Origin of the sequence: Zoogloea sp. (assembly GCF_028689785.1) — a bacterium.
GTDB lineage: Bacteria > Pseudomonadota > Gammaproteobacteria > Burkholderiales > Rhodocyclaceae > Zoogloea.
The window spans coordinates 1-25,458 of the sequence record NZ_JAQVCN010000067.1 but is presented as its reverse complement, the minus strand read 5'-3'; the positions used below and the strand labels follow the sequence as shown (position 1 = coordinate 25,458).

General features: G+C 66.6%; 20 protein-coding genes. 5 read left to right on the top strand and 15 right to left on the bottom strand.

Features of this window, described 5'->3' with window-relative positions; genetic code table 11:
- Positions 1 to 1,050 precede the first annotated feature (1,050 nt).
- Entirely contained in the window at positions 1,051 to 2,700 is a 1,650-nt protein-coding gene (locus PHI64_RS20010) for an electron transfer flavoprotein-ubiquinone oxidoreductase (RefSeq protein ID WP_299886903.1), read from the bottom strand.
- 228 nt (positions 2,701 to 2,928) lie between these two features.
- Entirely contained in the window at positions 2,929 to 3,696 is a 768-nt protein-coding gene (locus tag PHI64_RS20005) for an SDR family oxidoreductase (protein WP_299886900.1), read from the bottom strand.
- Between the two features lie 169 nt (positions 3,697 to 3,865).
- Between PHI64_RS20005 and PHI64_RS20000 the strand changes: the two genes are divergently transcribed.
- Complete coding sequence (locus tag PHI64_RS20000; protein WP_299886897.1) at positions 3,866 to 4,756, top strand: cache domain-containing protein; 891 nt, start codon at positions 3,866 to 3,868, stop codon at positions 4,754 to 4,756.
- 64 nt (positions 4,757 to 4,820) lie between these two features.
- Here the strand turns inward: PHI64_RS20000 and PHI64_RS19995 are convergent, their stop codons facing one another.
- From PHI64_RS19995 to PHI64_RS19975, 5 genes are all read right to left on the bottom strand, one after another.
- Positions 4,821 to 5,957, bottom strand: coding sequence for a helix-turn-helix transcriptional regulator (locus PHI64_RS19995; protein WP_299886894.1), 1,137 nt, complete (start codon positions 5,955 to 5,957; stop codon positions 4,821 to 4,823).
- A gap of 80 nt (positions 5,958 to 6,037) precedes the next feature.
- A complete protein-coding gene (locus PHI64_RS19990) occupies positions 6,038 to 6,973 on the bottom strand; it encodes an FAD-binding protein (protein WP_299886891.1) in 936 nt (311 codons plus the stop codon).
- Positions 6,974 to 6,984: 11 nt separating this feature from the next.
- Positions 6,985 to 7,734, bottom strand: a complete 750-nt coding sequence (locus tag PHI64_RS19985; RefSeq protein ID WP_299886888.1) for an electron transfer flavoprotein subunit beta/FixA family protein — start codon at positions 7,732 to 7,734, stop codon at positions 6,985 to 6,987.
- Positions 7,735 to 7,942: 208 nt separating this feature from the next.
- Positions 7,943 to 8,983 carry a ferredoxin--NADP reductase gene (locus PHI64_RS19980; protein WP_299886884.1) on the bottom strand — a complete coding sequence of 347 codons (1,041 nt, stop codon included), beginning with the start codon at positions 8,981 to 8,983 and terminating at the stop codon, positions 7,943 to 7,945.
- 36 nt (positions 8,984 to 9,019) lie between these two features.
- On the bottom strand, positions 9,020 to 10,243 hold the full coding sequence (locus tag PHI64_RS19975; RefSeq protein WP_299886881.1) for an acyl-CoA dehydrogenase family protein: 1,224 nt from the start codon (positions 10,241 to 10,243) through the stop codon (positions 9,020 to 9,022).
- Positions 10,244 to 10,491: 248 nt separating this feature from the next.
- Here PHI64_RS19975 and PHI64_RS19970 point away from each other — a divergent pair, with 248 nt between their 5' ends.
- Together PHI64_RS19970 and PHI64_RS19965 are read left to right on the top strand one after the other, a co-directional pair.
- Positions 10,492 to 11,508, top strand: coding sequence for a YCF48-related protein (locus PHI64_RS19970; RefSeq protein WP_299886878.1), 1,017 nt, complete (start codon positions 10,492 to 10,494; stop codon positions 11,506 to 11,508).
- Positions 11,508 to 13,865 (top strand): MMPL family transporter, encoded by a 2,358-nt coding sequence (locus PHI64_RS19965; RefSeq protein WP_299886875.1) that lies wholly within the window; start codon positions 11,508 to 11,510, stop codon positions 13,863 to 13,865. Before PHI64_RS19970 ends, PHI64_RS19965 begins: the two co-directional genes overlap by 1 nt.
- A 94-nt stretch (positions 13,866 to 13,959) precedes the next feature.
- Here PHI64_RS19965 and PHI64_RS19960 read toward each other — a convergent pair whose 3' ends face one another.
- From PHI64_RS19960 to PHI64_RS19935, 6 genes are all read right to left on the bottom strand, one after another.
- Complete coding sequence (locus PHI64_RS19960; protein WP_299886873.1) at positions 13,960 to 14,463, bottom strand: GNAT family N-acetyltransferase; 504 nt, start codon at positions 14,461 to 14,463, stop codon at positions 13,960 to 13,962.
- Positions 14,426 to 14,761 (bottom strand): DUF1778 domain-containing protein, encoded by a 336-nt coding sequence (locus tag PHI64_RS19955; protein WP_299886870.1) that lies wholly within the window; start codon positions 14,759 to 14,761, stop codon positions 14,426 to 14,428. Before PHI64_RS19955 ends, PHI64_RS19960 begins: the two co-directional genes overlap by 38 nt.
- A gap of 378 nt (positions 14,762 to 15,139) precedes the next feature.
- Positions 15,140 to 16,780, bottom strand: a complete 1,641-nt coding sequence (locus PHI64_RS19950; RefSeq protein ID WP_299886868.1) for a DUF1302 family protein — start codon at positions 16,778 to 16,780, stop codon at positions 15,140 to 15,142.
- Positions 16,781 to 16,808: 28 nt separating this feature from the next.
- Positions 16,809 to 18,194 carry a DUF1329 domain-containing protein gene (locus tag PHI64_RS19945; RefSeq protein ID WP_299886865.1) on the bottom strand — a complete coding sequence of 462 codons (1,386 nt, stop codon included), beginning with the start codon at positions 18,192 to 18,194 and terminating at the stop codon, positions 16,809 to 16,811.
- A 318-nt stretch (positions 18,195 to 18,512) separates the two neighbouring features.
- Positions 18,513 to 20,213, bottom strand: coding sequence for a class I adenylate-forming enzyme family protein (locus tag PHI64_RS19940; RefSeq protein WP_299886862.1), 1,701 nt, complete (start codon positions 20,211 to 20,213; stop codon positions 18,513 to 18,515).
- Between the two features lie 91 nt (positions 20,214 to 20,304).
- Positions 20,305 to 21,393: an MBL fold metallo-hydrolase gene (locus PHI64_RS19935; protein WP_299886859.1), complete on the bottom strand. Its 1,089-nt coding sequence runs from the start codon at positions 21,391 to 21,393 to the stop codon at positions 20,305 to 20,307.
- 131 nt (positions 21,394 to 21,524) lie between these two features.
- Between PHI64_RS19935 and PHI64_RS19930 the strand changes: the two genes are divergently transcribed.
- Together PHI64_RS19930 and PHI64_RS19925 are read left to right on the top strand one after the other, a co-directional pair.
- Positions 21,525 to 22,859 (top strand): MFS transporter, encoded by a 1,335-nt coding sequence (locus PHI64_RS19930; protein ID WP_299886856.1) that lies wholly within the window; start codon positions 21,525 to 21,527, stop codon positions 22,857 to 22,859.
- 112 nt (positions 22,860 to 22,971) lie between these two features.
- A complete protein-coding gene (locus PHI64_RS19925) occupies positions 22,972 to 24,081 on the top strand; it encodes a Rieske 2Fe-2S domain-containing protein (protein ID WP_299886853.1) in 1,110 nt (369 codons plus the stop codon).
- A 78-nt stretch (positions 24,082 to 24,159) separates the two neighbouring features.
- Here PHI64_RS19925 and PHI64_RS19920 read toward each other — a convergent pair whose 3' ends face one another.
- Positions 24,160 to 24,582, bottom strand: coding sequence for a type II toxin-antitoxin system VapC family toxin (locus tag PHI64_RS19920; RefSeq protein WP_299886850.1), 423 nt, complete (start codon positions 24,580 to 24,582; stop codon positions 24,160 to 24,162).
- On the bottom strand, positions 24,579 to 24,842 hold the full coding sequence (locus PHI64_RS19915; RefSeq protein WP_299886848.1) for an antitoxin: 264 nt from the start codon (positions 24,840 to 24,842) through the stop codon (positions 24,579 to 24,581). The genes PHI64_RS19920 and PHI64_RS19915 overlap by 4 nt, the downstream gene beginning before the upstream one ends.
- Between the last annotated feature and the right edge of the window lie 616 nt (positions 24,843 to 25,458).

The window sequence follows — 25,458 nt, the reverse complement described above, 5'->3', positions numbered from 1 at the left end:
TCGAGGCAAAGGCGGGGTGACACCGGCGAAGAAAACAATGGTTTGCCAAAGAAACGGAACCGGATTCGGCCGCGATCATCGTTGTGCGATGGCGTTTGCTGAAAATTGCGGGTTATTCGAGGTGCTCTAACGAGCCTGAGCCAATCCGGGTTACGAGCAGCAGCGTGACGAATAGCACTTGCTACCACCCGGATGTTGCCGTCTAAATAGTTGCTTCTTAATGCTCGGATCAGAGCCTGGCCCACCAACCACAGACGTACTGAGTCAAACCAATCAGTAAATGCCAGCACTCGACTGCTATCACGCGGCACCGGCGCACCATCGATCAAGCAACCAAGCAGGTATGCCGTGGAGAGATCACCACGTAGATGCTGCTCGGGACGCAAGGCGGCGGATAACGGCAGTGGGAAGGCCGGCGACGGGGCTGCGCTTACTCGTTGAGCCAAGTGGGCCCAAGGCTCGAGCTCCGGCAAGTCAAAGGACCAGCCGCTTAAGAGCTGGCACGCCCGCGCAGTCGAGATCCGGCTGAGGACGGTGCCAAACCACTCAGGTTTTTCCTCACATCGACAGGTAAGCACCAAAAGGACGAACGCCTCCAGGCAACTGTTCATCGTCGCCCAGTCAGCGAGGGGACGCCAAGGGCTGGCGAAGGCAGGAGTCGTCTGATCCGGGGTAGGCGCAGCGCCTCCAGGGGGGGTCTTAAGCGTCAACTTGCTGCACCACGTGGGTTCGTTAGGGAAGCAAGGATGGTGATGCGCCGGGACATTTATGTCAATATTTCAACTATCTATCAACAAAGATTCAAATTTAATCCGTTTAAAACCGATGATATTGACTACCCTCCGAAGGCATCCGCACGCACGCCACCCGGCCGAGAGCAACGCCACCCGGCCGAGAGCAACGCCGGCCGGCGCCGCGTTTGGGCGTGCGCCACACCATGCAGGGGCGCCCCGCGAGAGCTAGCGCTCGACCGCGGACGGGTGCGACGTCGCTGGCCTCGCCCCTCCTTGCAGCCCCGCCTCACGGGCTTCCCCCTCCCCGAAACGATCCCTACATCCCCTGATAGATCGGCCCTTCGCCACCCTGGGGCGCCACCCAGGTGATGTTCTGGGTGGGGTCCTTGATGTCGCAGGTCTTGCAGTGGATGCAGTTCTGGCTGTTGATCTGCAGGCGCGGCTCAGCGGCTTCGCCGTCCTTCACGATTTCATATACGCCCGCCGGGCAATAGCGGGTTTCCGGGGCGTCGAAACGGTCGAGGTTGATGCGGATCGGCACGCCGGGGTCGCCGAGGCGCAGGTGGCAGGGCTGGTCTTCCTCGTGATTGGTGTTGGAGAGGAAGACCGACGAGAGCCGGTCGAAGGTCAGCTTGCCGTCCGGCTTGGGATACTCGATCCGCTCGCTCTGCCCGGCAGGGCACAGCTTGTCGTGGTCGGCGCTGTTGCGCAGGGTCCAGGGGGCTTTGCCGCGCAGCAGTTTCTGGTCCAGTCCGAAGAGCAGCGACCCCAGCCAGCGCCCCTTCTTCATGTAGGGCTTGAAATTGCGGGTCGTGTGGAGCTCGGCATGCAGCCACGAAGCGCGGAAGGCCACGGGGTAAGCTTCCAGGCGATCCCGGCGGCGGCCCTGGGCGAGGGCGTCAGCAATGGCGTCGGCCGCCAGCATGCCGGACTTGATGGCCCCGTGGCTACCCTTGATGCGCGCCGCATTCAGGAAGCCGGCGTCGTCGCCGATCAGCGCCCCGCCCGGGAAGACGAGCTCCGGCAGGCTCTGCAAGCCGCCGGCCGCGATGGCACGGGCGCCGTAGGCGAGCCGTTTGCCGCCCTCGAGGTAGGCCCGGATGGCGGGGTGAGTCTTGAAGCGCTGAAACTCCTCGAAGGGCGACAGGTAGGGGTTGGCGTAGTCCAGGCCGACCACATGCCCCACGGCAACCAGGCCGCCTTCGAGATGGTAGGCAAACCCGCCGCCGTAGGTGTCGGCGCGGAGTGGCCAGCCGGTGGTATGCACGACCAGCCCGGGCTGATGGGCTGTGGAGGGCACCTCCCACAGCTCCTTGATGCCGATGCCGTAGGTTTGCGGGTCGCTGTTGGCGCGCAGCGCGTAACGGGCTTCGAGCTGCTTGCCCAGGTGCCCGCGGCAGCCTTCGGCAAACAGGGTGTAGGCGGCGTGCAGCGCCATGCCCAACTGATGGGCCGGGCCCGGCAGCCCGTCGCGGGTGAGGCCCACGTCGCCGGTGGCCACGCCCATCACGGCGCCGGTGTCGTCGTAAAGCACCTCGGCGCCGGCAAACCCCGCGTAGATCTCGACTCCCAGGGCCTCGGCCTGCTCGCCGAGCCAGCGCACCAGGTTGCCGAGGCGCACGATGTAGTTGCCGTCGTTGGTGAGGCAGCCCGGCAGCAGGGCGTGGGGGATCTGACGGCTGCCCGCCTCCTGGAGCAGGAGCACCTTGTCTTCCCGGACGGGGGTGTCCAGGGGGGCGCCGAGGGCCTTCCAGTCGGGCAGGAGTTCGTCGAGGGCCCGCGGGTCCATCACCGCCCCCGACAGGATATGGGCGCCCACTTCCGCGCCCTTCTCGATCACGCAAACGGAAATCTCGCTCCCGGCGGCGGCCGCCTGCTGCTTGAGCCGGATCGCCGCGGCAAGCCCGGCGGGGCCTGCGCCGACGATCAGCACATCAAAATCCATCGATTCTCGTTCGCTGCTCATGACTGTTCTCGCTCAAGGGAATGAAGGCGAAGTCAGGCAACACGGCGGATCTGCAGACAAGCCGTTCGATCACCGCCGTGCCGGCAAGACTTCGAAAAGCCGATTGTCCGAGCCACCGCAGCGGGCCTCATCCCCCGCTTGAACTAGTCCCCATCTTCCGAAGCCGCCCGCAAGCATGAAAAAACCGGCGCGAGGCCGGTTGTCTCATGCACTCGGGCGGTGGCCCGGTCAGAAGCGTTTCGGGCGGATCATCGCGTCCATGCCGCCATCGACGAACATCACCGCCCCATGCACGAAGCTGGCCTGGGGCGACTGGAGGAAGGCCACCACCTGGGCGATCTCGTCCGGCTGGCCGGCACGGCCGATGGGGGCAACGAAGTTCTTCACCGCCTGGCCGTAGCGCGGGTCGTCCAGGGACGCCTTGTGCAGCGGGGTTTCCACCGCCCCCGGGGCCAGCACATTGAGGCGGATGCCGAGCTTGCCCCACTCCACGGCCTTGCGGCGCGCATAGGCGGTAATCGCAAACTTGGAGGCGGCGTAGGCCGCAGCCGGCTGGGCCATCGCGTCGGCCTCGGCCACCGCGCGGGCCTCGTCGCCGGCGAGCAGGGTCTCCACCAGCGGGATCTGCTCCACGCCGGGCTGGACGGCGGCCACCGAACCCACCAGCAGCACCGCGGGTTGATGGCCTTTCTGCAGGCAATCCGCCAGGCCATCCACCAGCTCGCTCATGCCGAAGTGGTTCACCGACACGATCAGGCCGCTGGAAGGCGCCGTGACGCCCACGCCCGCGCAGCACACCAGGCCGTCGAGGACGCCGCCACAGGCGTCGATGGCCGCGCTCAGCGCAGCCTGGCGCCCGCTGGCGCTTGAAAGGTCGGCCACGATGTCGGCCTGGGCCCGGTCGATGCCGATGACACGATGGCCGGCGGCCTGCAGCTGGCGGCAGACCGCGGCGCCGATCCCGGAAGCCGAGCCGGTGACGACAGTGGTGGGCATGAATTGTCTCCTTGGAATGAAAAAAGGCGCCTGTGGGCGTGATCCTGCAGTATGTGGAGGCGCCAACGGCCCGGGCATCGTCCGCCCGGACTAGAAGGCTCCGGGGGGCTCGCCCTTACAATTCCAGGCTACAGATGGTCCATCCACTCACATCCGGGAGTCCCTCCAGATGATCCGCCTTCGTCCCCTGCTCCTGGCCGCCGGGCTCATGACCAGCGCTGGCCCGGTGTCCCTTGCCGTCGCGGCCGAACCGCCTGCGCCCAGCGCCACCGCCGCGGCGGCCAATCCCGACAGCGCCCGCGCCGAGGCCCTCCTCGACAAGGCCGAAGCCTTCTACCGGGACAACGGCCAGCGCGCCCACGCGGCCTTCAGCCGCAGCGGCGAGTTCCGGGATGGCCCGCTGTATGTCTATGTGCTCGACCTGGCGGGCAACTTTCTGGCCAGCGGCGGCAGCTCCGTCACCCTGATCGGCCGCAACGTGCGCGACATGCCTGACGCCAAGGGCAAGCCGTTTTTCCGGGAGATCCTCGACGGCGCCAAAACGCGCCGCACGGGTGTGGTGGAGTACCACTGGCTCAACACCGGCCCGGGGCAGATCGAACGCAAGACGGCCAGCTACCGGGTGGTGAATGACAACATTCTGGTGGTGGGCTATTACACATCCCGCTCGACGGCCGAGCAGGCCCGCTCCCTGCTGTGGGCCGCGGTGCATGAATTCAAGCAGCACGGCGAGCGCGCCCTCCCTCGCTTCAACGACCTCAACGGCAGCTTCGTGCGGGACGACCTGTACGTGTTCGTCCTCGACATGGAGACCCAGGTGATCCGCGCCCACGGGGGCATGCCGCGGATGATCAACCGCCCGGTGGGCGAACTGATCGACGCCAACGGCAAGCCCTTCATCCGCGACCTGATCAAGGCCGCCCGGGCCAGCGATGAAGGCCGGCTGGAGTACGCCTGGCGCAACCCCCTGACCCAGAAGATGGAACGCAAGCAGACCTGGTTCGTCCGCATCGGCCAGCAGGTGATTGCGGTCGGCGCCTACGCCGGCCCCCTCAACTAGCAACCAGCCAGATCGCCGTCACCCCGCCCGGCCGCAGGCACCGGGCAGCGCGGCGGCCGGGGCCTCAGCGGTGGCTGAGGGCCGCCACGCTGTTGAGCATGATGCGCACCAGCTCGGTCTGGCGGCGCACACCGGTCTTGGAGAAGATGGAGCGCAGGTGGGCCCGCGCCGTGTTGCGGCGGATGTTGAGGGCTTCGGCCGCTTCTTCCAGCGACAGGCCGTTGGTCAATTCCATCGCCAGCGCCGTTTCGGCCGGGGTCAGGTTGAAGAGCTGCTTGGCCACGGCGGTGCTGGCCAGGGACTTGCTGGCCGCGTCGCGCAGGTAGATCACCACCGACGGCTTGCCCTTGCCCTCGGCCCATTCGCTCGACGGCACCTGCTCGATCACCACGCCGAGGCTCACCTGCCCGGAGGGCCGCGAGATCGACATGGCCTCGGACGGGATCACGCGGTCGCCCGGATGGTGAGCGAAGGCGTTGCGGATGAGCTGCTGGAGGGCCCGGTTGTCGCTCGGATAGGTTGCCTCGAGGCGCCCGCCCACCAGCTTGAGGCCGTCACCGCTGTCGAGGATCTCCTGGGCGATCAAGTTCTGGTCGAGCACCTTGCCCGTCTCGTCGAGCACGATGGTGGCCACCGACAGCCGGCCGATCGCCTTCGAGTAGAGCATGCCCAGCGACTCGCTGCGGTCGAGCAGGTTGTGCATGTGGAGGGCGCGGCGCAGGTGCGGCAGCAGCGCCTCGCAGAGCTGGCGCTCTTCCAGCGAAAAGGCCGGGGCGCTCTCGGGGCGCGTGATGCGGAAGCGCAGCTTGCCGGATTCGGGGGTCGAGATGTCGGCCCCCATCACGTGAAAGACGTCGTAGGGCTTGCACCAGTGGATGTAATACGGTGCCTTGCGCCATTCGGCCTCGCTCATCAGGTCGTCGACCACGAACACCTTGTCGGCCGGCTGGTTCACGAAGGGCGTCGCCGTGTGCTGGTAGGTGTGATACACCACCTTGCCGCCGATGCCACCCGGCAGCTCCCCGACCGAGATCATCAGCCCGGTCTCCGTCAGGTCCGGGACCTTGAGGATCAGGGTCACGTAATTGGCCTTGAACAGCGCCCGGAAGTGCTCCAGGGCCACGCCCCAGCGCCGGCTGTCCAGGGCCGCTTCGTAGAGGGCGCTGACGATACGGTCGTACACGTCCATTTCGAGATTCATGCTGACCACCCTGGATACCCTTCCACCTTTATATCTGCCTGTTCCTTATCGACACCCTGCGTGCCGGACACGCAGATCGGTCACAGCGAGCCGGTCAGGGCCGGCACCGCCTCGAAGAGATCCGCCACCAGCCCATAGTCGGCGACCTGGAAGATCGGCGCATCCGGGTCCTTGTTGATGGCCACGATCACGCCGGAATCCTTCATGCCTGCCAGATGCTGGATGGCGCCGGAGATGCCCACCGCCACGTACAGCCCGGGGGCGACGATCTTGCCGGTCTGGCCCACCTGGTAGTCGTTGGGCACGTAGCCCGCGTCCACCGCGGCCCGGGAAGCCCCCAGCGCAGCCCCCAGCCTGTCGGCCAGCGGAGTGAGCACCTGCTGATAGTTGTCGGCACTGCCGAGACCGCGGCCGCCAGAGACCACGACCTTGGCCGCGCCAAGCTCCGGCCGCTCCGAACGGCGGATCTCCCGGCGCAGCAGCTGGCTCAGGCCGAGGTCCGGACCGGCGTCGGCGGCTTCAACCGGCGCCGGGGCGGCTTCACCCGCGTCGTCGAAGGCCGTGGTACGCACGGTCAGCACCTGCACCGGCTCGTCGGACTCGAGGCTGACGAGGATATTACCCGCGTAGATCGGGCGCTGATAACACCCGCGCCGGCTGATCTTCAGCACATCCGAGACCTGCGCCACATCCAGCAGGGCGGCGACCCGGGGGGTCACGTTACGCCCCCACGCCGAGCTCCCGGCGAGCACGTTTTTGTATAACTTTAGTTGTACCAGAGAAACCACCAGCGCGGCCAGATTCTCGGGCAGCTGATCCCGGTAGAAAGCGGCTTCCACCTGGATCACGCGGCTCACGCCGGCCACCCGGGCCGCCTCCGCGACGACCGCCCCGCAGCCATCCCCCGCGACGAGCAGGTCCACCTCCCCGCCCAGCTGGGCGGCGGCGGTCACGGCGTGGCGCGTGGCCCCCACCAGCTTGCGGTTGTCGTGTTCGGCAATCACCAGCGTTTTCATGTTCATTTCCCTCAGATCACTTTTGCTTCGTTCTTCAGCTTGCTCAGCAGCTCGGCCACATCCGCCACCTTGACGCCGCCCTTGCGGGAGGCCGGCTCTTCGTGGCGTCCATTGCGCAGGCGCGGGGTCACGTCGACGCCCAGGCCGGCGGCGGCGAGCACCTCAAGGGGCTTCTTCTTGGCCTTCATGATGTTGGGCAGGGTGGCGTAGCGCGGCTCGTTGAGGCGCAGGTCGGCGGTGACGACCGCCGGCAGCCCCACCGCCAGCGTCTCCAGCCCGCCGTCCACCTCGCGGGTGACGTGGATCGAGCTGCCCTCCACCACCAGCTTCGATGCGAAGGTGGCCTGGCCGGCACCTATCAGGGCCGCCAGCATCTGGCCGGTCTGGTTGGCATCGTCGTCGATGGCCTGCTTGCCGCAGATCACCAGGCTCGGCTGCTCCCGGTCCACCACGGCCTTCAACAGCTTGGCGACGGCCAGGGGCTGCAGCTCGGCGTCGGACTCCACCAGGATCGCCCGGTCGGCGCCCATCGCCAGCGCGGTGCGCAGGGTTTCCTGGCTCGCGGTGCCGCCGCAGCTCACCACGATCACCTCGGCGGCCTGCTGGCTTTCGCGCAGCCGCACGGCCTCCTCGACGGCGATCTCGTCGAAGGGGTTGATCGCCATTTTCACGCCGTTCAAATCAACGCCGCTGTTGTCGCTGCGGACGCGAACCTTGACGTTGTAATCCACAACCCGCTTTACCGGGACCAGTACTTTCACGTGTGTTCTCCTCTTGTTGGGGGCGGGCGCGCAGGGGCCTCGGGAAGCTGCCTTGAGGATACGGAGGCGCCCTGCCCGCGCCATCGTCCGATGGGACTAAGCTCGCACCGGGAGGCAGACGACGCGGGCCGGTAACAGAAACAGCAGGGGCGCAGGCCGGTGATGACGGCCTGCGCCCCTGCAAGGAAACCCTGCTTAGAGATCTGGGTCAGCCCGGAAACTTGACCCGTAGCCGCGGCGTGGCAGGTGTTGCCTGGCAGGCCAGGGTCCACCGCCGGGCCAGATCGCGGGCATCCAGCGCGTCGTTGTGGTGTAGCACCACCTCACCCTCCTCCACCTGGCACATGCACGACGCGCACATGCCGACCCGGCACGAGTGGGGCAGGCTGATGCCCTGGCGTTCGGCGGCATCCAGCAGGGTCTCGCTGCCGCCACAGCTGAAGTGGTGCTCGGTGCCGTCGAGCAGCAGGCTCACCTCGGCCGTGTCCACCTGCGGCGGCGGGGCGTCGGCGGCGACCGCCGGCTGGGCGTCCTCCTCGTCGGGCAGCGAGACGAAGCGCTCCACGTGGACCCGCTCCGGGTCGAGCCCGGCCCCGGCCAAAGCCGTGGCCATCGCGTCCATGAACGGCCCCGGGCCGCAGATGAAGGCCTGGGCGCCTTCGAAGCCACGGCCGAACTCGGCCAGCTGCGCCACCGTGGGCGTGCCCTGCACCGAGTCCAGCCAGTGGATCACCTGCAGCCGGGACGGGTGCTCCGCCGCCAGCGCCTTCAGGGCATCGCGGAAGATCACCGAACCCTCGTCCCGGTTGGCGTAGATCAGGCGGATGCGCCCACAGCCCCGGGCCAGCACGGCGCGCAGGATGGAGAACACCGGGGTGATGCCGCTCCCCCCCGCCGCCAGGATGAAGTCGCCCTCCAGCCCGGCCGGGGTGAAGATGCCCGCCGGCGCCATCACCTCCAGGCTGTCGCCGGGGCGCAGCTTGCTGCACAACCAGCCGGAGCCGCGCCCGCCGGCCACCCGCTTGACCGTGACCCGCAGGGCCTCATCCAGCCCCGGCGTGCTCGACATGGAGTAACAACGGGGCAGGTGGCGCCCGTCCACCGCCAGACGCAGGGTCAGGAACTGGCCCGGCCGGTAGCGGAAGCTGTCCGCGAGCCCCTCCGGCACGGCCAGGGTGATCGAACGGGCATCGGGGGTTTCCTCGGTCACGGCCTGGACCGTGAGGCGGTGATAGCGGTTGGCAGTCATGGGCGGCACAGCCGGGTGCATATCCGGCACAGCGAATCAGACGAAGGGGTCCGGATTGGACAGGCCGAGCATCACCGCGCCGTGGATGCGCGCGTAGGTGTCGGTGTTGTTGGCGATGTGGCCCCGGGCCTGATGAACGTCGCGGAAGATGCGCTCGATCGGGTTGCTCTTGTAGGTGCCGGAGGCCGCGCAGGCGCGCATCAGTTCGCTCAGCGCCGCAGCGCACTGCTTGGGCACCTGGGCGGCCTGGGCACGCTGCATCAGGCGCTCTTCCACCGGCATCCGTTCGCCACTGCGGGCGCATTCGACGATCCGCGCGTAGTTGCGGAACAGCACCAGCTTGAGCTGGTCGCTGGTCATCATCGCCTCGCTCACGGCCTGCTGGGCGTTAACGTCCTCGGCGGTCTTGGCGCCATGCTTGCCCACGTGCGCCGCGGCGCGGCTGCGGAACTCGGTGACGGCACCGTCCAGCGCCCCCAGGCAGGCGGACGACACGGCCCGCTGGAAGACCTGGGTGAAGGGGATGCGGTACAGCCAGCCCGGGTTGCCCTCGCGGCCGGGGCAGCCGGCGTCGGAGTGGTCGTTGGTGCGCTGGGTGCGGTGTTCCGGCACGAAGGCGTTGTCCACCACGATGTCGTGGCTGCCGGTGGCGCGCAGGCCCAGCACGTCCCAGTTGTGCTCGATGCGGTAGTCCGCCTTGGGCAGCAGGAAGGTGGTGTGTTCGAAGCCCTCGCTGCCGTCGCGCTTGGGCAGCAGGCCGCCCAGGAAGATCCAATCGCAGTGCTCGCTGCCGCTCGAGAAACCCCAGCGGCCGGAGAAGCGGTAGCCGCCCTCGACCTTCTCGGCCTTGCCGGTGGGCATGTAGGTCGAGGCGATCAGGGTGGCGGAGTTGCTGCCCCACACATCCTGCTGGGCCTGGTCGGGGAAGAGCGGCAGCTGCCAGTTGTGCACGCCGATCACGCCGTAGATCCAGGCCGTCGACATGCAGCCCTCGGCCAGCGCCATCTGCACCCGATAGAAGACCCGCGGGTCCAGCTCGTAGCCGCCCCAGCGCTTGGGCTGCAGCACGCGGAACAGGCCCGCCTCCTGCATCTCCTTGACGGTCTCGACCGGCACCATGCCCTGACGCTCGGCCTCCCGGGCCCGTGCGGCCAGCTTCGGAGCCAGGGCGCGGGCGCGGGCCACCAGTTCGATCGCCTCGGGCGTCATGTAGTCATCGGCAAACGCGTCCATCAACAGCTCTTTCTTTACCGCATCCATGGTCTTCCTCCTCCTGTGTGCCGGTGGCGGAAATACCCCGGCGGGTCAAACACTTCGATGGAGGAAGAGTTCCACAGCGGGGAGCCCGGATTCATCGTCTGAACGGACTAACGGAAACCGGCAGGCCGATCGGGCCCCGCCCGTAACCCTTTTGGACGATGCCCCGGAAACCCGGCTGCCAATAATGGCTAGACATTCAAAAAGATAAGCCATCGGGCCGCGCGCCCGCCGTTCAAAAGGAGACACCCATGCGAACACGCGTCGGCGTGGCCGTGACCGCCATCGTGGCGGCCGCCGGCCTTTACGCTTTCTCGCCCCGCAGCATGCCGCAGTTCGAGCAGACCCGAATCCCGGTGGACAAGATGCAGCTCAACAGCATCGCCCGCACCAGCGCCGGCCTGGTGGCGGCGGGCGAGCTGGGCCAGATCCTGGTTTCCCGCGACGACGGCGCGAGCTGGCAGGCCGCCCGGCAGGCCCAGTCCCGCCAGGCGCCGATCACCCGCACCGCCTTTGCCGGCAACGGCACCGGCCTGGCCCTGGGCCACGAGGGCTGGATCCTGCGCAGCACCGACGGCGGGCTGAGCTGGGAAGAAACCGCCTTCGAGCAATCCAACGGCGAACCCCTGATGAGCGCCGCCCGCCTGCCCTCCGGTGACTGGCTGGCCGTGGGCGCCTTCGGCCGGGTGCTGCGCTCGGTGGATGACGGGAAGAGCTGGCAGCCCCACGCGATCCCCGGCCTCTCCGACTGGCACCTCAACAGCATCAGCGGGTCGGCCGACGGCAAGCAGTGGCTGATCACCGGCGAAGCGGGCACCGTGCTCCGCTCCGAGGACGGCGGCGCCAGCTGGGCCGTGGTCCCGCCCTTCTACAAGGGCTCCATCTATGGCGCCGTGCAGCTGGCCTCCGGCACCTGGGTGGCTTACGGCATGCGCGGCAACGTGCACTTCAGCCAGGACGGCGGGCGCAGCTGGCAGGCCGCCAGCGTCCAGGCGCCGGTGTCCACCTACGGCCACGCGGTGACGGACGGTGGCCGCCTGCTCCTGGCTGGCCAGGGCGGCATCGTTCTGGCCAGCCAGGACGACGGGCGCAGCTTCCAGGTCATCCGCAAGGAAGGCCGCGCCAGCCTCACCGGCATCCACCGGCAGGCCGACGGCAGCCTGCTGCTCACCAGCGACAGCGGCCTGCAGCGCTACAAGCCGACCACCCGCAGCGCCGACGCGACCCAGGGCCGCAGCGCCCCGCACACCACCACCGGAGCCTCCTGATGACCCATCACGCCATGACCCGTACCGACGCGCTGGTGGCCTTCCTGGCCCGCATGCTGATCGCCTGGCGGCGGCCGCTCGGCGCGCTCTTCCTGCTGCTCACCCTGGGCCTCGGCTATTCGGCCCTCAACACCCGGCTCGACCCCGGCTTCAACAAGCTGATCCCCATGTCCCACCCCTACATGCAGGCCTTCCTGCAGTACGGCAGCACCTTCTCGGGGGCCAACCGGGTGATGGTGAGCGTGCGCTGGAAGGGCGAGGGCGACATCTACAACCCGACCTTCATGAAGGCCCTGCAGCAGGTGACCGACGAGGTCTTCTTCATCCCGGGCGTCAACCGCGGCGAAGTGCGCTCGCTGTTCACCCCCAACGTACGCTTCATCGAGGTCACCGAAGAGGGCTTCAACGGCGACGTGGTGATCCCCGCCCAGTTCAACGCCGACCCCGAGAGCCTGGCCCAGGTGCGCGCCAACGTGGCCAAGTCCGGGCAGATCGGGCGCCTGGTAGCCAACGACCTCAAGTCCGCGCTGGTCCAGGCCGACCTGCTGGAGATCAACCCGCAGAGCGGCGAGAAGCTCGACTACGCCTCGGTGGCCGAGAAGCTGGAGGCGATCCGCGCCGCCCACGCCAGCGAGCAGATCGACATCCACATCGTCGGCTTCGCCAAGGTGATGGGCGACGTGATGGAGGGCCTCACCACGGTGCTGCTGTTCTTCGTCATCGCCTTCGGGATCACCACCACCCTGCTGTGGCTGTATTCCCGCTCGATCAAGCTGACCCTGCTGGCCATCACCGTGGCCCTGCTGCCGGTGGTGTGGCTGCTCGGCATCCTGCCCCTCATCGGCTACGGCATCGACCCCATGTCGGTGCTGGTGCCCTTCCTGATCTTCTCGATCGGCGTCTCCCACGCCGTGCAGATGACCAACGCCTGGAAGCAGGACGTGCTCGACGGCCAGACCGCCCTCGACGCCGCCGAAGGCGCCTTCCGCAAGCTCGCCATCCCCGGCACCATGGCCCTGCTGGCCAACGCGCTGGGCTTCCTGGTCATCATGCTCATCGACATCCCCATCGTCCGCGAGCTGGGCATCACCGCCTGCCTCGGTGTGGCCATGATGATCATGCCCATCATCCTGTCGCACCTGCACCTGGAGCGCGCGGCCCTCGGGCACAGCGCCGAAGCCGGCCAGCGCCACGCCCTGTGGTGGGCGCTGTCGGCCCTGTCGCGCCCGATGCCGGCCATGCTGAGCATCCTGGTCACCCTGCTCATCCTCGCCGGCGCCACCTGGCAGTCCCGCCAGCTGCAGACCGGTGACGTGGGCTCCGGCGTGCCCGAACTGCGCGCCGAATCCCGCTACAACCAGGATAACGCCCGGATCGTCGGCGACTATTCGATCGGGATGGACGTGCTGTCGGTGTACGTCGAGACCGAAGGGCACACCGAAGCCTGCCTCAACTGGGAGGTGATGAACGCCGTCGAGCGCTTCGACCTGCACATGCGCGGCGTGGTCGGCGTGCAATCGGTGGCCACCGTGGCCGGCCTGGCCAAGCTGTATGTGGCCGGCAACAACGAGGCCAACCCCCGCTGGGCCGCCCTGCAGCGCTCCGAAACCGCCCTGCGCACCGGCGGCCGCGCCGCCAACCCGGACCTCGGCCTCAACACCTACGGCTGCAAGACCATCAACCTGCTGGTCTACCTCAAGGACCACCAGGGCCCGACCCTCGCCCACGTGGTCAAGGAGGTCCAGCACTTCATCGACGCCGAGAACACCCCCGGCGTGCGCTTCCGCCTCGGCGGTGGCAACGCCGGCGTCGCCGCCGCCACCAACGAAGCCGTCGAGCACGCCGAGATCCAGATGCTCGCCTCCATCTTCGGCGCCATCACCCTGCTGTGCTGGATCACCTTCCGGTCCTGGCGCGCCGTGCTGTGCGTGATCGTGCCGCTGATCATCGTCACCATCATGTGCAACGCCCTGATGGCACTGCTGGGCATCGGCCTCAAGGTGGCCACCCTGCCCGTCATCGCCCTCGGCGTGGGCGTCGGCGTCGACTACGGCATCTACATCTACGAACGCCTCCAGCACGAAATGACCCACGCCGGCCTGCCGCTGCGCGAAGCCTTCTACGAAGCCATGCGCCAGCGCGGCACCGCCGCCGTGTTCACCGCCGTGACCATGTCAATCGGCGTCGGCACCTGGGTCTTCTCGGCCCTCAAGTTCCAGGCCGACATGGGCATCCTGCTGGCCTTCATGTTCCTGGTGAATGTGCTGGGCGCGATCTTCCTGCTGCCGGCGCTGGCGGTGTGGCTGGGGGTGGGGAGCGAGGAGAAGGTGCGGGGGGCAAAGCTGGCGCATTCGTGATGGGGAAACAGATGTTTTCGACAACACGGTTACAGGCGTGAATCTCTGATCTGGCGGTGTTCCCGGCCACCGCCAAACCGCGCCTTAAGATCGCTTATGTAGCCTTCACGAACTGTCTGCACACCGACATGGGGAGGTAGAGCACCAAGGGGTTATCCGGCGAGACTTGAAACCCATACTTCATATAGAAGGATGCCGCGTTGTCGTGCTTGGCATCGACCGCAACAGCAACCCCGGCGCCAGCGTCTGAAATTTCTACGGCTTGCTCGATCGCCTGTAGCAAGAGGAATTCCCCAAAGCGGTCCGATGTTCCTTGAAGGTCTTCCCTGACCGCGAGACGAGCCAAGCGTATAACGGGCACGATTTTCGGCTGACTGCGAATCGGCACTGAGCTTCCATCGGCCTGCGAGATGGTCAGTGCGTAGAACCCGAGCACAACGGTCGGATTTGCTTCGTCGACCAAGACGAACGTCCTGGAGGTGTCTCTTGTTTGCTGCTGAAGGGCTTGAGTCTCAAGCCACTTGTCTAGTTCTGCTTCACCACACTTGAACTTTGTTCTGTCATGTACCGAAGTCAAACGTTGAACCTGAACCTTCATTTTCTACCTTTCTAGCGTGATAACGCTTAAATGCGTTCGCCAGAGCAGGTGACGGTGGAGGTGGGTTGTCGATGAAATCGAAGAACCATGTGGCCGTTGCTGCCGACATTCTGATGATTCTCTCGTTCTCGATGATCTTCTCCGCCTTTTCGACCGCAGCCTGCGTGACGAACTGATTGAGGGTAGAGCCGACCATGATTGCAGCGGTCTCAAGTACCTCAATGACGTTTTGTGGAACACGGGCAGTGATACGCCCCCGGCTAACTGAAGCTGCATCCAGCAACTTAGTGTTGGCCATTTTTTAACCTCTCTATGTGTATAAAAATCAAAAAAGGAACCGACCAGACACTAACGCATGATTACCTCCTTTTTTATTAACGGGTATATATGGTGCCATATTGGCACCAATTTGTCAAGAGCCGGTGCCAATATGGCACCAGACCATCACACCAAAGGCGCTTTCATCGTCACGGCTATGAAAGACGTTGGAGGATGCCTGCGATGAGCGCAGCGCGGTCGGCCGGCAAGAGAACGAGAAGTTCCCCACCCTCCCCCACCACGCAAAAACGCCCGGACAACCGGGCGTTTTTGCCGATCCCTCAAGCGGTCAAATCACCACATCGAGGTTCCGGTTCTGGCGGCACAGGCCGGCAGCAGCAAGGCTGCCCGCTCGCAGTCAGAACGAGTACTTCATCACCAGCGACAGCTGATCCCGGTCCGTCAGGGCGCGGAATTCGCGCTGGTTCACCACCTCCGCATTGCCGAAGTAACCCATGTAGGTCAGGCCGACCTGGAGGTTGCGCCGGTAGGTGAAGTTGGCGCCGATGCTGGCGCGCATGTCACCTTCGCCGCCGACGCCGCCGGTGATCGTGCGGCCCTTCAGCTGACGGGACAGGCTGATCGGCACGCTGAGATCCCAGCCCTCGAAGATGCCCGGGTAGCCGAGGCTGAGGGTGCCGGAGGCGGCCACGCCGTAGTTGGCACCGAAGAACAGGTCCTTGCTCTTGGGGAAGATCGTGGTGCTGGCGGCGCCGGGGGCGTTGACCGCCTCGATGCTGCCGATGGTGACGTAAGCCACTTCGGCGGTCAGGGTGGTCTGGTCGGCGATGGCGGTGCGTTCCAGGTTCCAGATGGTGTTGAGGTTGGCCTGGAGGATCTCGCCCCGGGTCGGCGTGGGCAGGTAGCTGCTGGCGGCCTGCGGTGCGCGCGGGTTGACCAGGGTCTTCACCAGCACCGGGGCACCCTGCTTGTACGACACTTCGCCAGCGATCGAGGCGGCGCCCACCGAGGTGCTGAAGGTGGCGCCGATGAGCTTGATGTTGTCGAAGTAGCGGACGTTGTACGACCCACCGCCCAGCGCGCCGGAGGTGGCGTTGAAGGCGTTGATCACCGGCAACGGCGAGCGGTCGTGGTAGTTGAGGTAGTACAGGCCGACTTCGGTCTCTTCGGTCAGGCGGTAGCGGGTGCCGACGCCCCATTGCGGCGTGTTGCCGGGGTCGATGTCATTGCCGCGCAGGCCGTAGGAACACACCGAGCGGCCGCCCACCGTGCGGTAGGGTTGCAGGCAGGTGCCGCCCGGCCCGGTGGAGTCCGCGCTGCTAAGGTAGGAGCCCGGCGCCGGGGCGATGGTGGTGTGGAAGCCGAACTGCATGTGGCCGAGCAGCGACCACTTGGGCGACATCTCGATCTGGGTGGAGATCTGGTCTTCCGGCAGCAGCTGGTCCTTGGTTTCGGTGCCGACGATGCCCGTCTTGGTGCCGTCGGCGGGGCCCTGGGCCAGGGAGATGCTGGGGAAGAACAAGCCTTCGCCCCACGACACCACGTGACGGCCGAGGCGCACGTTGGCGCGGCGGCCTTCACCCAGGTCGAAGGTGTTGAAGACGTAGGCGTCGAGCAGGCGGGTGTAGCCACCATGGAAACGGCGGGCGTCGCGGGTGAACTCGTCGACGGGCCCCGGCTTGTTCACCGGCCCCGTGTTGTCGTTGGTCTGGTGATAAACGTCGTCATAGAAGGTGGACGCCGACAGGACCAGGCCGTTCACCCCGTTGGTGATGCTGGTGTCGAGCAGCAGGCTGAGGCGGTTGGCGGTGAGGCTTCCCTTGTCGAAGTTGTTGTTGCCGTCGTTACCGCCGGAGTAGGCGGCGATCTTGGGATCGCGGTTCTCCATGCGGGTGGACAGGGTGTAGGTGGAATTGACCCGCCAGTCGAGCTTGTAGCCGTTGTCGAGCTCGATGGACTCGCCGGCCAGGGCCGGTGCAGTCATGCCGGCGCCCAGCAGGGCCAGCGCCAGAGGGCGCAGCGCGGTGTGCATTTTCATTCTGCTTGTCTCCCTGATGTGCGCTGGGTCAGTTGCCGGCGGAACGCAAGGCGGCCGGGGTGAATTGGTCGGGGTTCATGTCGCCCTTGTTGAGGATGGGGCCGATCTCCCGCTCCTGAAACAGGTTGTAGGCCACGTAGCTGCCCGAGTTGAGGTCGTGGTAGAAGCTGGTGCCGGCGTGCCACGCGTTCATGTCGAAGGCGTAGTAGTAGTTGATGACTGCGTGCTGCCAGAGCTGGCCGCGGGTGTCGTAGTAGTCACCGGCCACGGCGTGCCAGGTGTCCTCGTCGATGAACATCACGCGCTTGCCGAAGGGGTGGCGGTAGCCGTCCTTGAGCTTGCCTTCGAGCACCCACACCCGGCGCAGCTCGTAGCGCTGCAGGTCGGGGTTGGGGTGGCCGGGCTTGAGGAGGTCGGCGTACTTGATGCCCTTGTCGTGCACCTTGTAGGCGTTGGCGGGGATGTACATCTCGCGCTTGCCGTGCAGCGACCACTCGTAGCGATCCGGGGCGCCGTTCATCAGGCGGTCCTGGTCGATGGTGAGCTTGCCGCCGGAGCCGGCGAGGGGCGTGTCGTAGCCATACTGCGGCAGCTGGCGCACGCGGCGGGTGCCGGGGTCGTAGTTCCAGGCCAGGCGCTTGCCCTTGGCAAAGTTCACCGGCTCGATGGAGGTGGTCATGGTGCCCTTGTCACGCTCGGGCAGCAGGGTGCCGGTGATGTTATAGGCCATGTTGCCCTCCATCGGCTTGCCCAGATTCTCGGGGGCGGTGACCAGATTCATGCCCTTGTTGTACTGACGCCCCCACGTGATGACGCCCTTGGAGTTCACGTCGGCCACATCGCGGGCACGGTTCTCTTCGGTAAAGGCCCGGTACGGGAAGTTATGGTTGGCCAATACCTCCATGGGGTGCTTGGGGATCGGGAAGGGAATGGCGCCCATTACCCCGGTAAAGCCGAAGCCGTTATCGATGAGCTCGGCTTCGCGCGCGTTCTTTTTGGCGAGTTCGCAGATCTTGTCGGGGTAGCGGAATTCGCGGCGGCCCTGGTAGACCGGGATCTTGTAGGTGTCGGGGAAGCGCGCGAGGAGCGCCTTCTGGCCGTCGCTGAGGCGTGCGGCGTATTGGGCGGCATTGGCCTGGGTGATCACGAACAGGGGCTTGTCGGCCGCAAACGGATCGGCCGGATGCTGGCCCACGTGGGGGGTGTATTTGATGCCGGGAGGCGTTCCCAGCCATTTGCCGGAGAAGGCCGGAATAGTGCCGTCCTTGTTGGGGCCGGCCTCGGCGCCGACACAGGTCAGCTCCTTGCCGAGCTTGACGGCTTCAGCCTCGGTCACCTTGGCGCTGACGTTGGCAGCAGCGACCGACAGGGCCAGGGTGGTGATGACAGGGGCCCATGACTGGGTTTTTTTCATTTGGGAGTCTCCTTCCGGGTGCGAATGGCTTCTTGAGCGGAATGGTTGTTGTGCAGATGAATCACCTGTTCAGGCGGGTGATGCACACCGTTTCATCTGCGGCCATTCTTCGTGGAAGCCGCAAGCGGATCATCGTCCGAGAGGACTAGCCCCCTTGCAGGGGGAGACTTGTATGGGCGACGTGTAGGGGCGAGTTGCAGGGGCAACTTCAGTCGCCCGCGGACTCCGATCAACGGCATGCCTGTGATCGATGCGCGGAGGGCGACTGAAGTCGCCCCTGCAGATGCCTCTACAGATGCCCCTGCAGGGCCCCGGCCTTCAGCGGGTGGGGGACAGGCACGCCCGCTTCAGGTCACCCTTCAGCAGCTTGCCGGCGGGGTTGCGGGGCAGGGCATCCTGACGGATGAAGATGCGGGCCGGCACCTTGTAGCCGGCCAGGTGGGCGGCCACATGGGCCTGCAGTTCGGCTTCGCTCAGGCGTCGCCCTTCGCGCACCACGACGGCCGCGGCCACCGCTTCGCCGGTGCCCTCGTCGGGCATCGCAAACACCGCCGCCTCTTCGAGGTCCGGGTGCTGCAGCAGGCAGGACTCCACCTCGGCGGCGGCGATCTTCTCGCCGGATCGGTTGATCACGTCCTTGATCCGGTCCACCACGAAGAGCAAGCCTTCGTCGCTCACGTAGCCCACGTCGCCGGTGTGGAACCAGCCCCCGCGGATGGCACCGGCGGTGGCGTCCGGATCGTTCCAGTAGCCCTGCATCAAGGTCACCCCGCGCAGGCAGATCTCGCCCATGCTGCCCACGGGCAGGGCGTTGCCCTCGGCGTCCATGATGCACAGGTCGATGATCGGCGAGATCAGGCCCGACGAACGCGGGGCGTGGCGGAAGACGGCACCGGAGGCGGCCGCGCCGACGCCGTTGCTCTCGGTGAGGCCGAAGCCGATGCCGGACATATCCCCCTGCGGGCGCTTCAACACCTCGTCGATGGCGCGCTGGGGCAGCCCGGCGCCGCCAAAGCCCAAGCCGCCCAGGTTGCCGGTCACGGCCGGGTCGTCGAAGCGGGGCTCGGCCAGCAGCTGCAGGACCATCGACGGCGCACCGTTGAACTGGGTGACCTTCTCTTCGGCGATCAGGTCGAGGGCCGTGGCCGGGTCCCAGCGGTGGGTGAACACCAGCCGGCGGCCATTGCGCAGGGCATTGAGCAGCTGGGCATGCAGGCCGCTCACATGAAACAGCGGCACCGCGGTCAGCGTGGTGGGCGGCAGGCCACGGGCCATGATCTTCGCCACCGCCTCGGGCGAGCTCATGCCCGACACCGCGCCGATGAAATCAATGTTGAACAGCGCCTGGCACACCGCCCGCTGGGTGGACAGCACGCCCTTGGCGCGGCTGGTGGCGCCGGAGGTGAACAGGATCAGCGCCGGGTCGTCGGGGCCCACGTCGGCCACCGGCGGCGGCTCGGCGGGCTGGGCGGCGAGCGCCGCGTAGGACTCGGAGCCGGCCGGCGCGCTGTCGGTCACCACCATCACGCAATCCGGCGCGCCGTCGCCGGCCACGCGGGCGTGGCGCTCGGGGTCGCAGAACAGTACCTTGGGCGCCAGGTCGGCCAGCGCGGCGTGCAGCTCTTCGCGCAGCCCGAAGCTGTTGAGCGGCGCCGGGATCGCCCCCAGCAGGGCCGTCGCCACGAAGGCCACCCCCCATTCGGGCCGGTTGCGCATGGCGATCGCCACCCGGTCGCCGGGGCACACGCCGGCCTTGTGCAGCCAGCTGGCCACGGCATCGGCTTCGGCAAAGAAGCGGGTGAAGGTCCAGGTTTCGCCCTGGTACTGGATGTAGGGCTTGTCGCCGTGGGCGCGGCTCGCCGCGAGCAGCGCCGGCAGGGTCGGGAAGGCGTTGCGGTAGCGCCGCTCGGCGTGATCGCCATCGGTGCATTCGATCACTTCGAAGGGCGCGCCGGGAGCCGTCAGCTGCGCCCGGGCCTGCAGCGCCAGGGCGATGCCCTGGGAGGTGGCTTCGGTCATGGGTTTTGTCTCCTTGCCGGCGCGGGGGCGCCGGCATTTCTTTTAGTGGTTTATTGGTTGGGTAGAGCGCCGGACGCGCACTTTAAGCGCTTCAGGCCGCCAGGGCGAAGCGGTAAACGCCATCTTCGTCCAGGCTGCGGGTGAGCTGGCCGGCATAGCGCAGCCAGGCCAGGTGCGCCAGGCTCTCACCGACGGCCATCATCTCCTCGGCGGCCTTCAGCTGTCGCGGAAACAGCACCCCCATCGCCTCGAAGGCCGACAGGCGCGCCCCGCCGGCCAGCGCCGCCAGCAGCAGGTCGAACTGCTGCCGGTGATGGGCGTGCAGCTCGGCCACCCGCGGCCGCAAGCCCCGGAAGACCCGCTCGTGGGACGGCAGCACCAGGGTGTCGGGCGCCAGGCGGTCGAGCCGGTCGAGGGAATCCAGCCACAGCTGCAGCGGGTTGCCCTCCGGCTCCATGCTGGAGACCAGCACATTGGATGTGATCCGCGGCAGCAGCTGGTCGCCGGCGATCAGGATGGCGTCTTCGGCGCAGTACAGGCAGGCGTGTTCGGGCGAGTGCCCCTCGCCCACCACGATCTGCCAGCTACGGCCGCCGACCTCCAGCCGGTCGCCGGCCCGCAGACGGCGGAAGCTCTCGGGCTGGGGCGGCATGAAGGGGTCCTTGCGCAGGCCGGCCAGCATCTTTGCAATGCGCTCCGCGGGCATGCCGGCGCGCTGGTGGAACAGCACCAGCCCTTCCGGCGCCGGCTCCGGCAGGCGCTCGCCGAGGGCCCGCATGGTGAAGAACTCGCCGTGGGTCATCCACAGCGGAATGGCGTAACGGTCGGTGAGCCAGCGGGCCAGGCCCGCGTGGTCGTAATGAAAATGGGTGCACACCAGGCCCTTGAGCGGCAGGCCATCCAGCCGGGTGGCCACCACCTCCTCCCACAGGGCCTTGCAGGCCGGGGTGTTGAGGCCGGTGTCGACGATGTACCAGCCCGCGTCCTCGCCGCTGCCATCGCGCAGCAGGTAGATGTTGATGTGGTCGAGCTGCATCGGCATGGGCATCCGCAACCACAGGATGCCCGGCGCCACCTCGACCACCGAGGCGTCCGGCGCGGGGGGCGCAAACGGGAAGACAATGGATTCCGCGCCCGGGGGCGGCACGGAGGCATGCAGATCTGGGGCGGTGTCGGCCATGGCTTCTCCTGGTGTCATACCCTGAATCTAGGCGCCAGGGGGGCCGGCCAAAACGTCCAAAAGGACGATGCCCGCCCTGTGCCCGCCCGACAGTATCGACACCCTCTCCCCTCCTCGCCCGGAACTCCATCATGAACCAGGTCCATCGCCCCCCCGCCCCCACCGTCAATTGGCGGACCCATCTGAGCCTGCTGCTGCTGGCCCTGGTGTATGTGTTTTCCTACATCGACCGCAACGTCATCGCCATCCTGATCGAGCCGATCAAGCGCGAGTTCGGCGCCTCGGACACCGCCATGGGCCTGCTCACCGGCCTGGCCTTCGGGGTGCTCTACGCGGTGATGGGCATCCCCCTCGGCCGCCTGGCCGACCAGGGCTTCAACCGGCGCAACATGGTGGCCATGGCCTGCGGCCTGTGGAGCCTGGCCACCATGGCCTGCGGCATGGCCAGCCAGTTCTGGCAGCTGATGATCGCCCGCATGACGGTGGCCATCGGCGAGGCGGGCGGCATGGCGCCGTCGATGTCGATGGTGTCGGACCTCTACCCCAAGGAGCGGCGCTCGATCGCCATCAGCCTGTTCATGATGGGGCCGCACATCGGCATGATCCTGGCCATGGCCCTCGGCGGCTGGATCGCCCAGCAATACGGCTGGCGGGCCACCTTCCTGTTCTTCGGCATCCCCGGCCTCGTGCTCGCCACCCTGCTCTGGCTCATCGTCAAGGAGCCGCGCCGCGGCGGTTTCGATGCCGCGCCAGCCACCGCCGCCCAATCAAGCCAGGCCGCCCAGCCCCTGCTGGCCCAGCTGCGGGGGCTGCTGGGCATCCGGGCCTTTCTGCTGGTGTGCCTGGCCTGCGGGCTGGGCGGCATCGCCGGCTACGGTTACGGCATCTGGGGGCCGAGCTTCCTGATGCGCAGCCACAACCTGCCGCTGGCCCAGGCCGGCCTGCTGTTCGGCCTGGCCAGCGGCCTGGGCGCCGCCAGCGGGGCCATCTTTGGCGGCTGGTACTGCGACCGCCTCACCCGCCGCGACCCGCGCTGGCAGCTCCGCCTGCCCATGATCGGCGCAGTGCTGGGCCTGCCGATGGGCTTTGCGTTTCTGCTGTGGCCGGCGGGCAACTGGCAGCTGGGCAGCCTGGCCATCCCCCACGCCATGATCTTCGCCGTCGGCTTCGGCTTCTTCAACGCCTGGTGGCCGCCCCTGTGCTACGCCGCCACCAGCCACATGATGGCCCCCAATCAGCGGGCGCTCGGCGCCGCGATGCTCAACCTCTTCCTGACCCTCTTTGGCGCCGGCCTGGGGCCGCTGATCTCCGGCGCGCTGAGCGACCTCTTCGTTGGCCGCTTCGGCCCGGGCAGCCTGCGCTACGCGCTGCTGCTCACGCTGTGCCTGCTCGGGCTCACCGCCCTGCTGCTGGGCCGGGCCATCCAGTCCTACACCCATCGCCTGGATGCGCTGAAGGCCAGCTGAAGCTCCGCGCGCCCCATCGTCCGAACGAGGGATGCCGCCACCGGCGGCCATCACCACAATGGGATTCACCACCCATCCCGCACCCAAACCCACACCGAACAAAGGAGACTCCATGGCCACCACCAAGGACTATCGACTGGGCGAATTCACCTTCCCCCGCGGCTGGTTCATGATTGCCGACGCGGAAGAGCTGAACACCCACAAACCCCTCGCCGTCCGCTTCTTCGGCAAGGACTTCGCCCTTTACCGCGGCCGGGAAACCGGCAAGGTCGTGCTGCTGGACGCCTACTGCCCGCACATGAAGACCCACCTGGCGGCCCCCAACAACACCTCCTACGTGGTGGTCGACGGCGGCGGCAGCAACGTCGAGGGCGACAGCATCCGCTGCCCCTACCACGCCTGGCGCTTCGGCCCGACCGGCAAGTGCGAGGACATCCCCTACCACGAGGGCCCGATCCCGGCTGCCGCCAACGTCAAGGCCTGGACGGTGGTCGAGAGCCTCGGCGCGATCTGGGTGTGGTACGACCCCGAAGACGGCGAACCCGAATGGGATCACCCCAGCCTGCCCCAGTGGGACGACCCCGCCTGGGTGCGCTGGAAGTTCGACCACCTCGGCATGCTCAACCAGCACCCCCAGGAAGTCATCGACAACATCTGCGACTACGGCCACCTGAGCCCCATCCACGGCTCCACCGTGGAAAAGTACGAGAACGAATTCAAGGGCCACAACGCCATCCAGCGCCAGTGCGGCCCTCACCGCACCCTGGTCGGCCCCGATGGCGTCAGCCCCATCCTGCACACCCTCACCGTGTATCACGGCCCCGGCGTGCTGATCTCCCACCTCACCGGCCTCTACGACGCGGTGATGATGATCACCCACACCCCGGTGGACGACGGCACCATCAAGGTGTGGCACGCCCTGCTGGTCAAGTCCCCCGGCGGCAACGCCACGGCGACCCTGCCCGATACCGTCGCCGCCCGCCAGTTCCAGCAAGCCGCCCTCACCGCCTTCGCGCAGGACTTCGAGGTGTGGACCAACAAGGGCCCCTGCCTCAACGGCCTCTTCATCCCCAGCGACGGCCCCTTCATGAAGGCCCGCATCTGGTACAAGCAGTTCTACAACCCCCGCGCCAAGAAGCAGGAGTTCCTGGACCAGTGCGAAGGGTATTACGTGCCGAAGGGCGCGGTGCCTTACACCGACAAGGAAGCCGCGACGGCCTGAGGCAGGTCTGAGCTACAGCAAGCAAAAAGCCGCAGGGATGCGGCTTTTTGCTTTTGGAGGGCGGCACTGTGAAACCCGCTAGGCCCCGCTGCTCGTCTCCACCCAGTCCTCGACCCGCAAATCCGACACCCGGGCAAACTCGCGGGTGTTGTGGGTTACGAGGGTGGCGTCTTCAGCCAGCGCGTGGCTGGCAATCCACAGATCGTTGGCACCGATGGGCGTGCCTGCGGTTTTAAGGCGTGTCGCCTGCTCGGCGTAATGGCGGCAAATTGCCGGACCCGTCGGGTAACGCACCGGCACCAGCCGCGCCAGCCCCTCCAGCCGACGCAGCACCTCCGCCTTGCGGGTACTGCGCTCCGCGCCCTTGAGTAGTTCGGCCCAGGTGACGAACGACATGCACAGGCTGTCTTCGTCATGCAGGGCATCGATGCGCTCACCCAACGCCGGTGGCTGGTTCTTGAGCAGGTAAATCAGAATGTTGGTATCGAGCAGGTAGATCAAAGTGCTTCGCGCTCCTGCATGGGCAAGGCATCCTGCTGGTCTGCCTCCAGGGCAGCGACGAAGGCATCATCCACCTCGCCCAGAGCCTTGAGGGCCTGCAGCAACGCCCCTCCGCGCGGGACACGCAGCGGATGAATCACCAGATCCCCCGCTTCGTTACGCGAAATGCGCACACGGTCGGTATCGAGTCGAAACTCGGCAGGAATGCGCACCGCCTGGCTGTTGCCGTTGTTGAAAACCCGAGTCGTCAGCGTTTCCATGGCGCATCTCATGTATGTACGTCGATGTGTGTATGGTAGCGCACGATGGGCGCTGGCAGGAAGGCTGAAAGCGCGACACGACGCGAAACTCGCCTCCTGGGCAGTGGCTATTCGACGGGCAATGTCGGGTTCTCGGTGTGAATTCAACCCCACTCGATAAGCCGTCCGCCATGGGAACCAAAGCCCAGCCTCTACGTAGGTCGTGGTTAGCGCAGCGTAACCCGACACCTCCCGCACCGCCGTCGACGATAGTTTTTTCCTTGCCTGCAAGCGTGCAGATTCGATTGCAAGCTATAACAATCGTGTTGTGATGCGTGACAACACGTTTGTTATAGCTATTTCCCTCATCTGCATGCCTGACAACACGGTTGCAAACTATAACAACGGCGTTGTGATGCCTGACAACACCGTTGTTATAGCTATTTCCCTTATCTGCACGCCCGACAACACGGTTGAAAACTATCGCAATCGTGTTGTCGAGCATGTAGATCGGGAGTGTCAGTAATTTTGTGTTCGAGGCGAGTTTCGAGTGATCTTGGTCATGACCAGGATCGCTCGACGGTTTTCATTTTGTCATGGCCGGGATGAAACGATCGGTGTAGAGGATGGCGAACTG

Coding starts and splice junctions, on each gene's coding strand:
- PHI64_RS20010 (WP_299886903.1), bottom strand. CDS start 2,700: ATGAGCAGCGAACGAGAATCGATGGATTTTGATGTGCTGATCGTCGGC.
- PHI64_RS19995 (WP_299886894.1), bottom strand. CDS start 5,957: ATGAATCTCGAAATGGACGTGTACGACCGTATCGTCAGCGCCCTCTAC.
- PHI64_RS19980 (WP_299886884.1), bottom strand. CDS start 8,983: ATGACTGCCAACCGCTATCACCGCCTCACGGTCCAGGCCGTGACCGAG.
- PHI64_RS19955 (WP_299886870.1), bottom strand. CDS start 14,761: ATGGCCAACACTAAGTTGCTGGATGCAGCTTCAGTTAGCCGGGGGCGT.
- PHI64_RS19990 (WP_299886891.1), bottom strand. CDS start 6,973: ATGAAAACGCTGGTGATTGCCGAACACGACAACCGCAAGCTGGTGGGG.
- PHI64_RS19915 (WP_299886848.1), bottom strand. CDS start 24,842: ATGGAAACGCTGACGACTCGGGTTTTCAACAACGGCAACAGCCAGGCG.
- PHI64_RS19930 (WP_299886856.1), top strand. CDS start 21,525: ATGAACCAGGTCCATCGCCCCCCCGCCCCCACCGTCAATTGGCGGACC.
- PHI64_RS19935 (WP_299886859.1), bottom strand. CDS start 21,393: ATGGCCGACACCGCCCCAGATCTGCATGCCTCCGTGCCGCCCCCGGGC.
- PHI64_RS19960 (WP_299886873.1), bottom strand. CDS start 14,463: ATGAAGGTTCAGGTTCAACGTTTGACTTCGGTACATGACAGAACAAAG.
- PHI64_RS19975 (WP_299886881.1), bottom strand. CDS start 10,243: ATGGATGCGGTAAAGAAAGAGCTGTTGATGGACGCGTTTGCCGATGAC.
- PHI64_RS20000 (WP_299886897.1), top strand. CDS start 3,866: ATGATCCGCCTTCGTCCCCTGCTCCTGGCCGCCGGGCTCATGACCAGC.
- PHI64_RS19970 (WP_299886878.1), top strand. CDS start 10,492: ATGCGAACACGCGTCGGCGTGGCCGTGACCGCCATCGTGGCGGCCGCC.
- PHI64_RS19945 (WP_299886865.1), bottom strand. CDS start 18,194: ATGAAAAAAACCCAGTCATGGGCCCCTGTCATCACCACCCTGGCCCTG.
- PHI64_RS19950 (WP_299886868.1), bottom strand. CDS start 16,780: ATGAAAATGCACACCGCGCTGCGCCCTCTGGCGCTGGCCCTGCTGGGC.
- PHI64_RS19965 (WP_299886875.1), top strand. CDS start 11,508: ATGACCCATCACGCCATGACCCGTACCGACGCGCTGGTGGCCTTCCTG.
- PHI64_RS20005 (WP_299886900.1), bottom strand. CDS start 3,696: ATGCCCACCACTGTCGTCACCGGCTCGGCTTCCGGGATCGGCGCCGCG.
- PHI64_RS19940 (WP_299886862.1), bottom strand. CDS start 20,213: ATGACCGAAGCCACCTCCCAGGGCATCGCCCTGGCGCTGCAGGCCCGG.
- PHI64_RS19925 (WP_299886853.1), top strand. CDS start 22,972: ATGGCCACCACCAAGGACTATCGACTGGGCGAATTCACCTTCCCCCGC.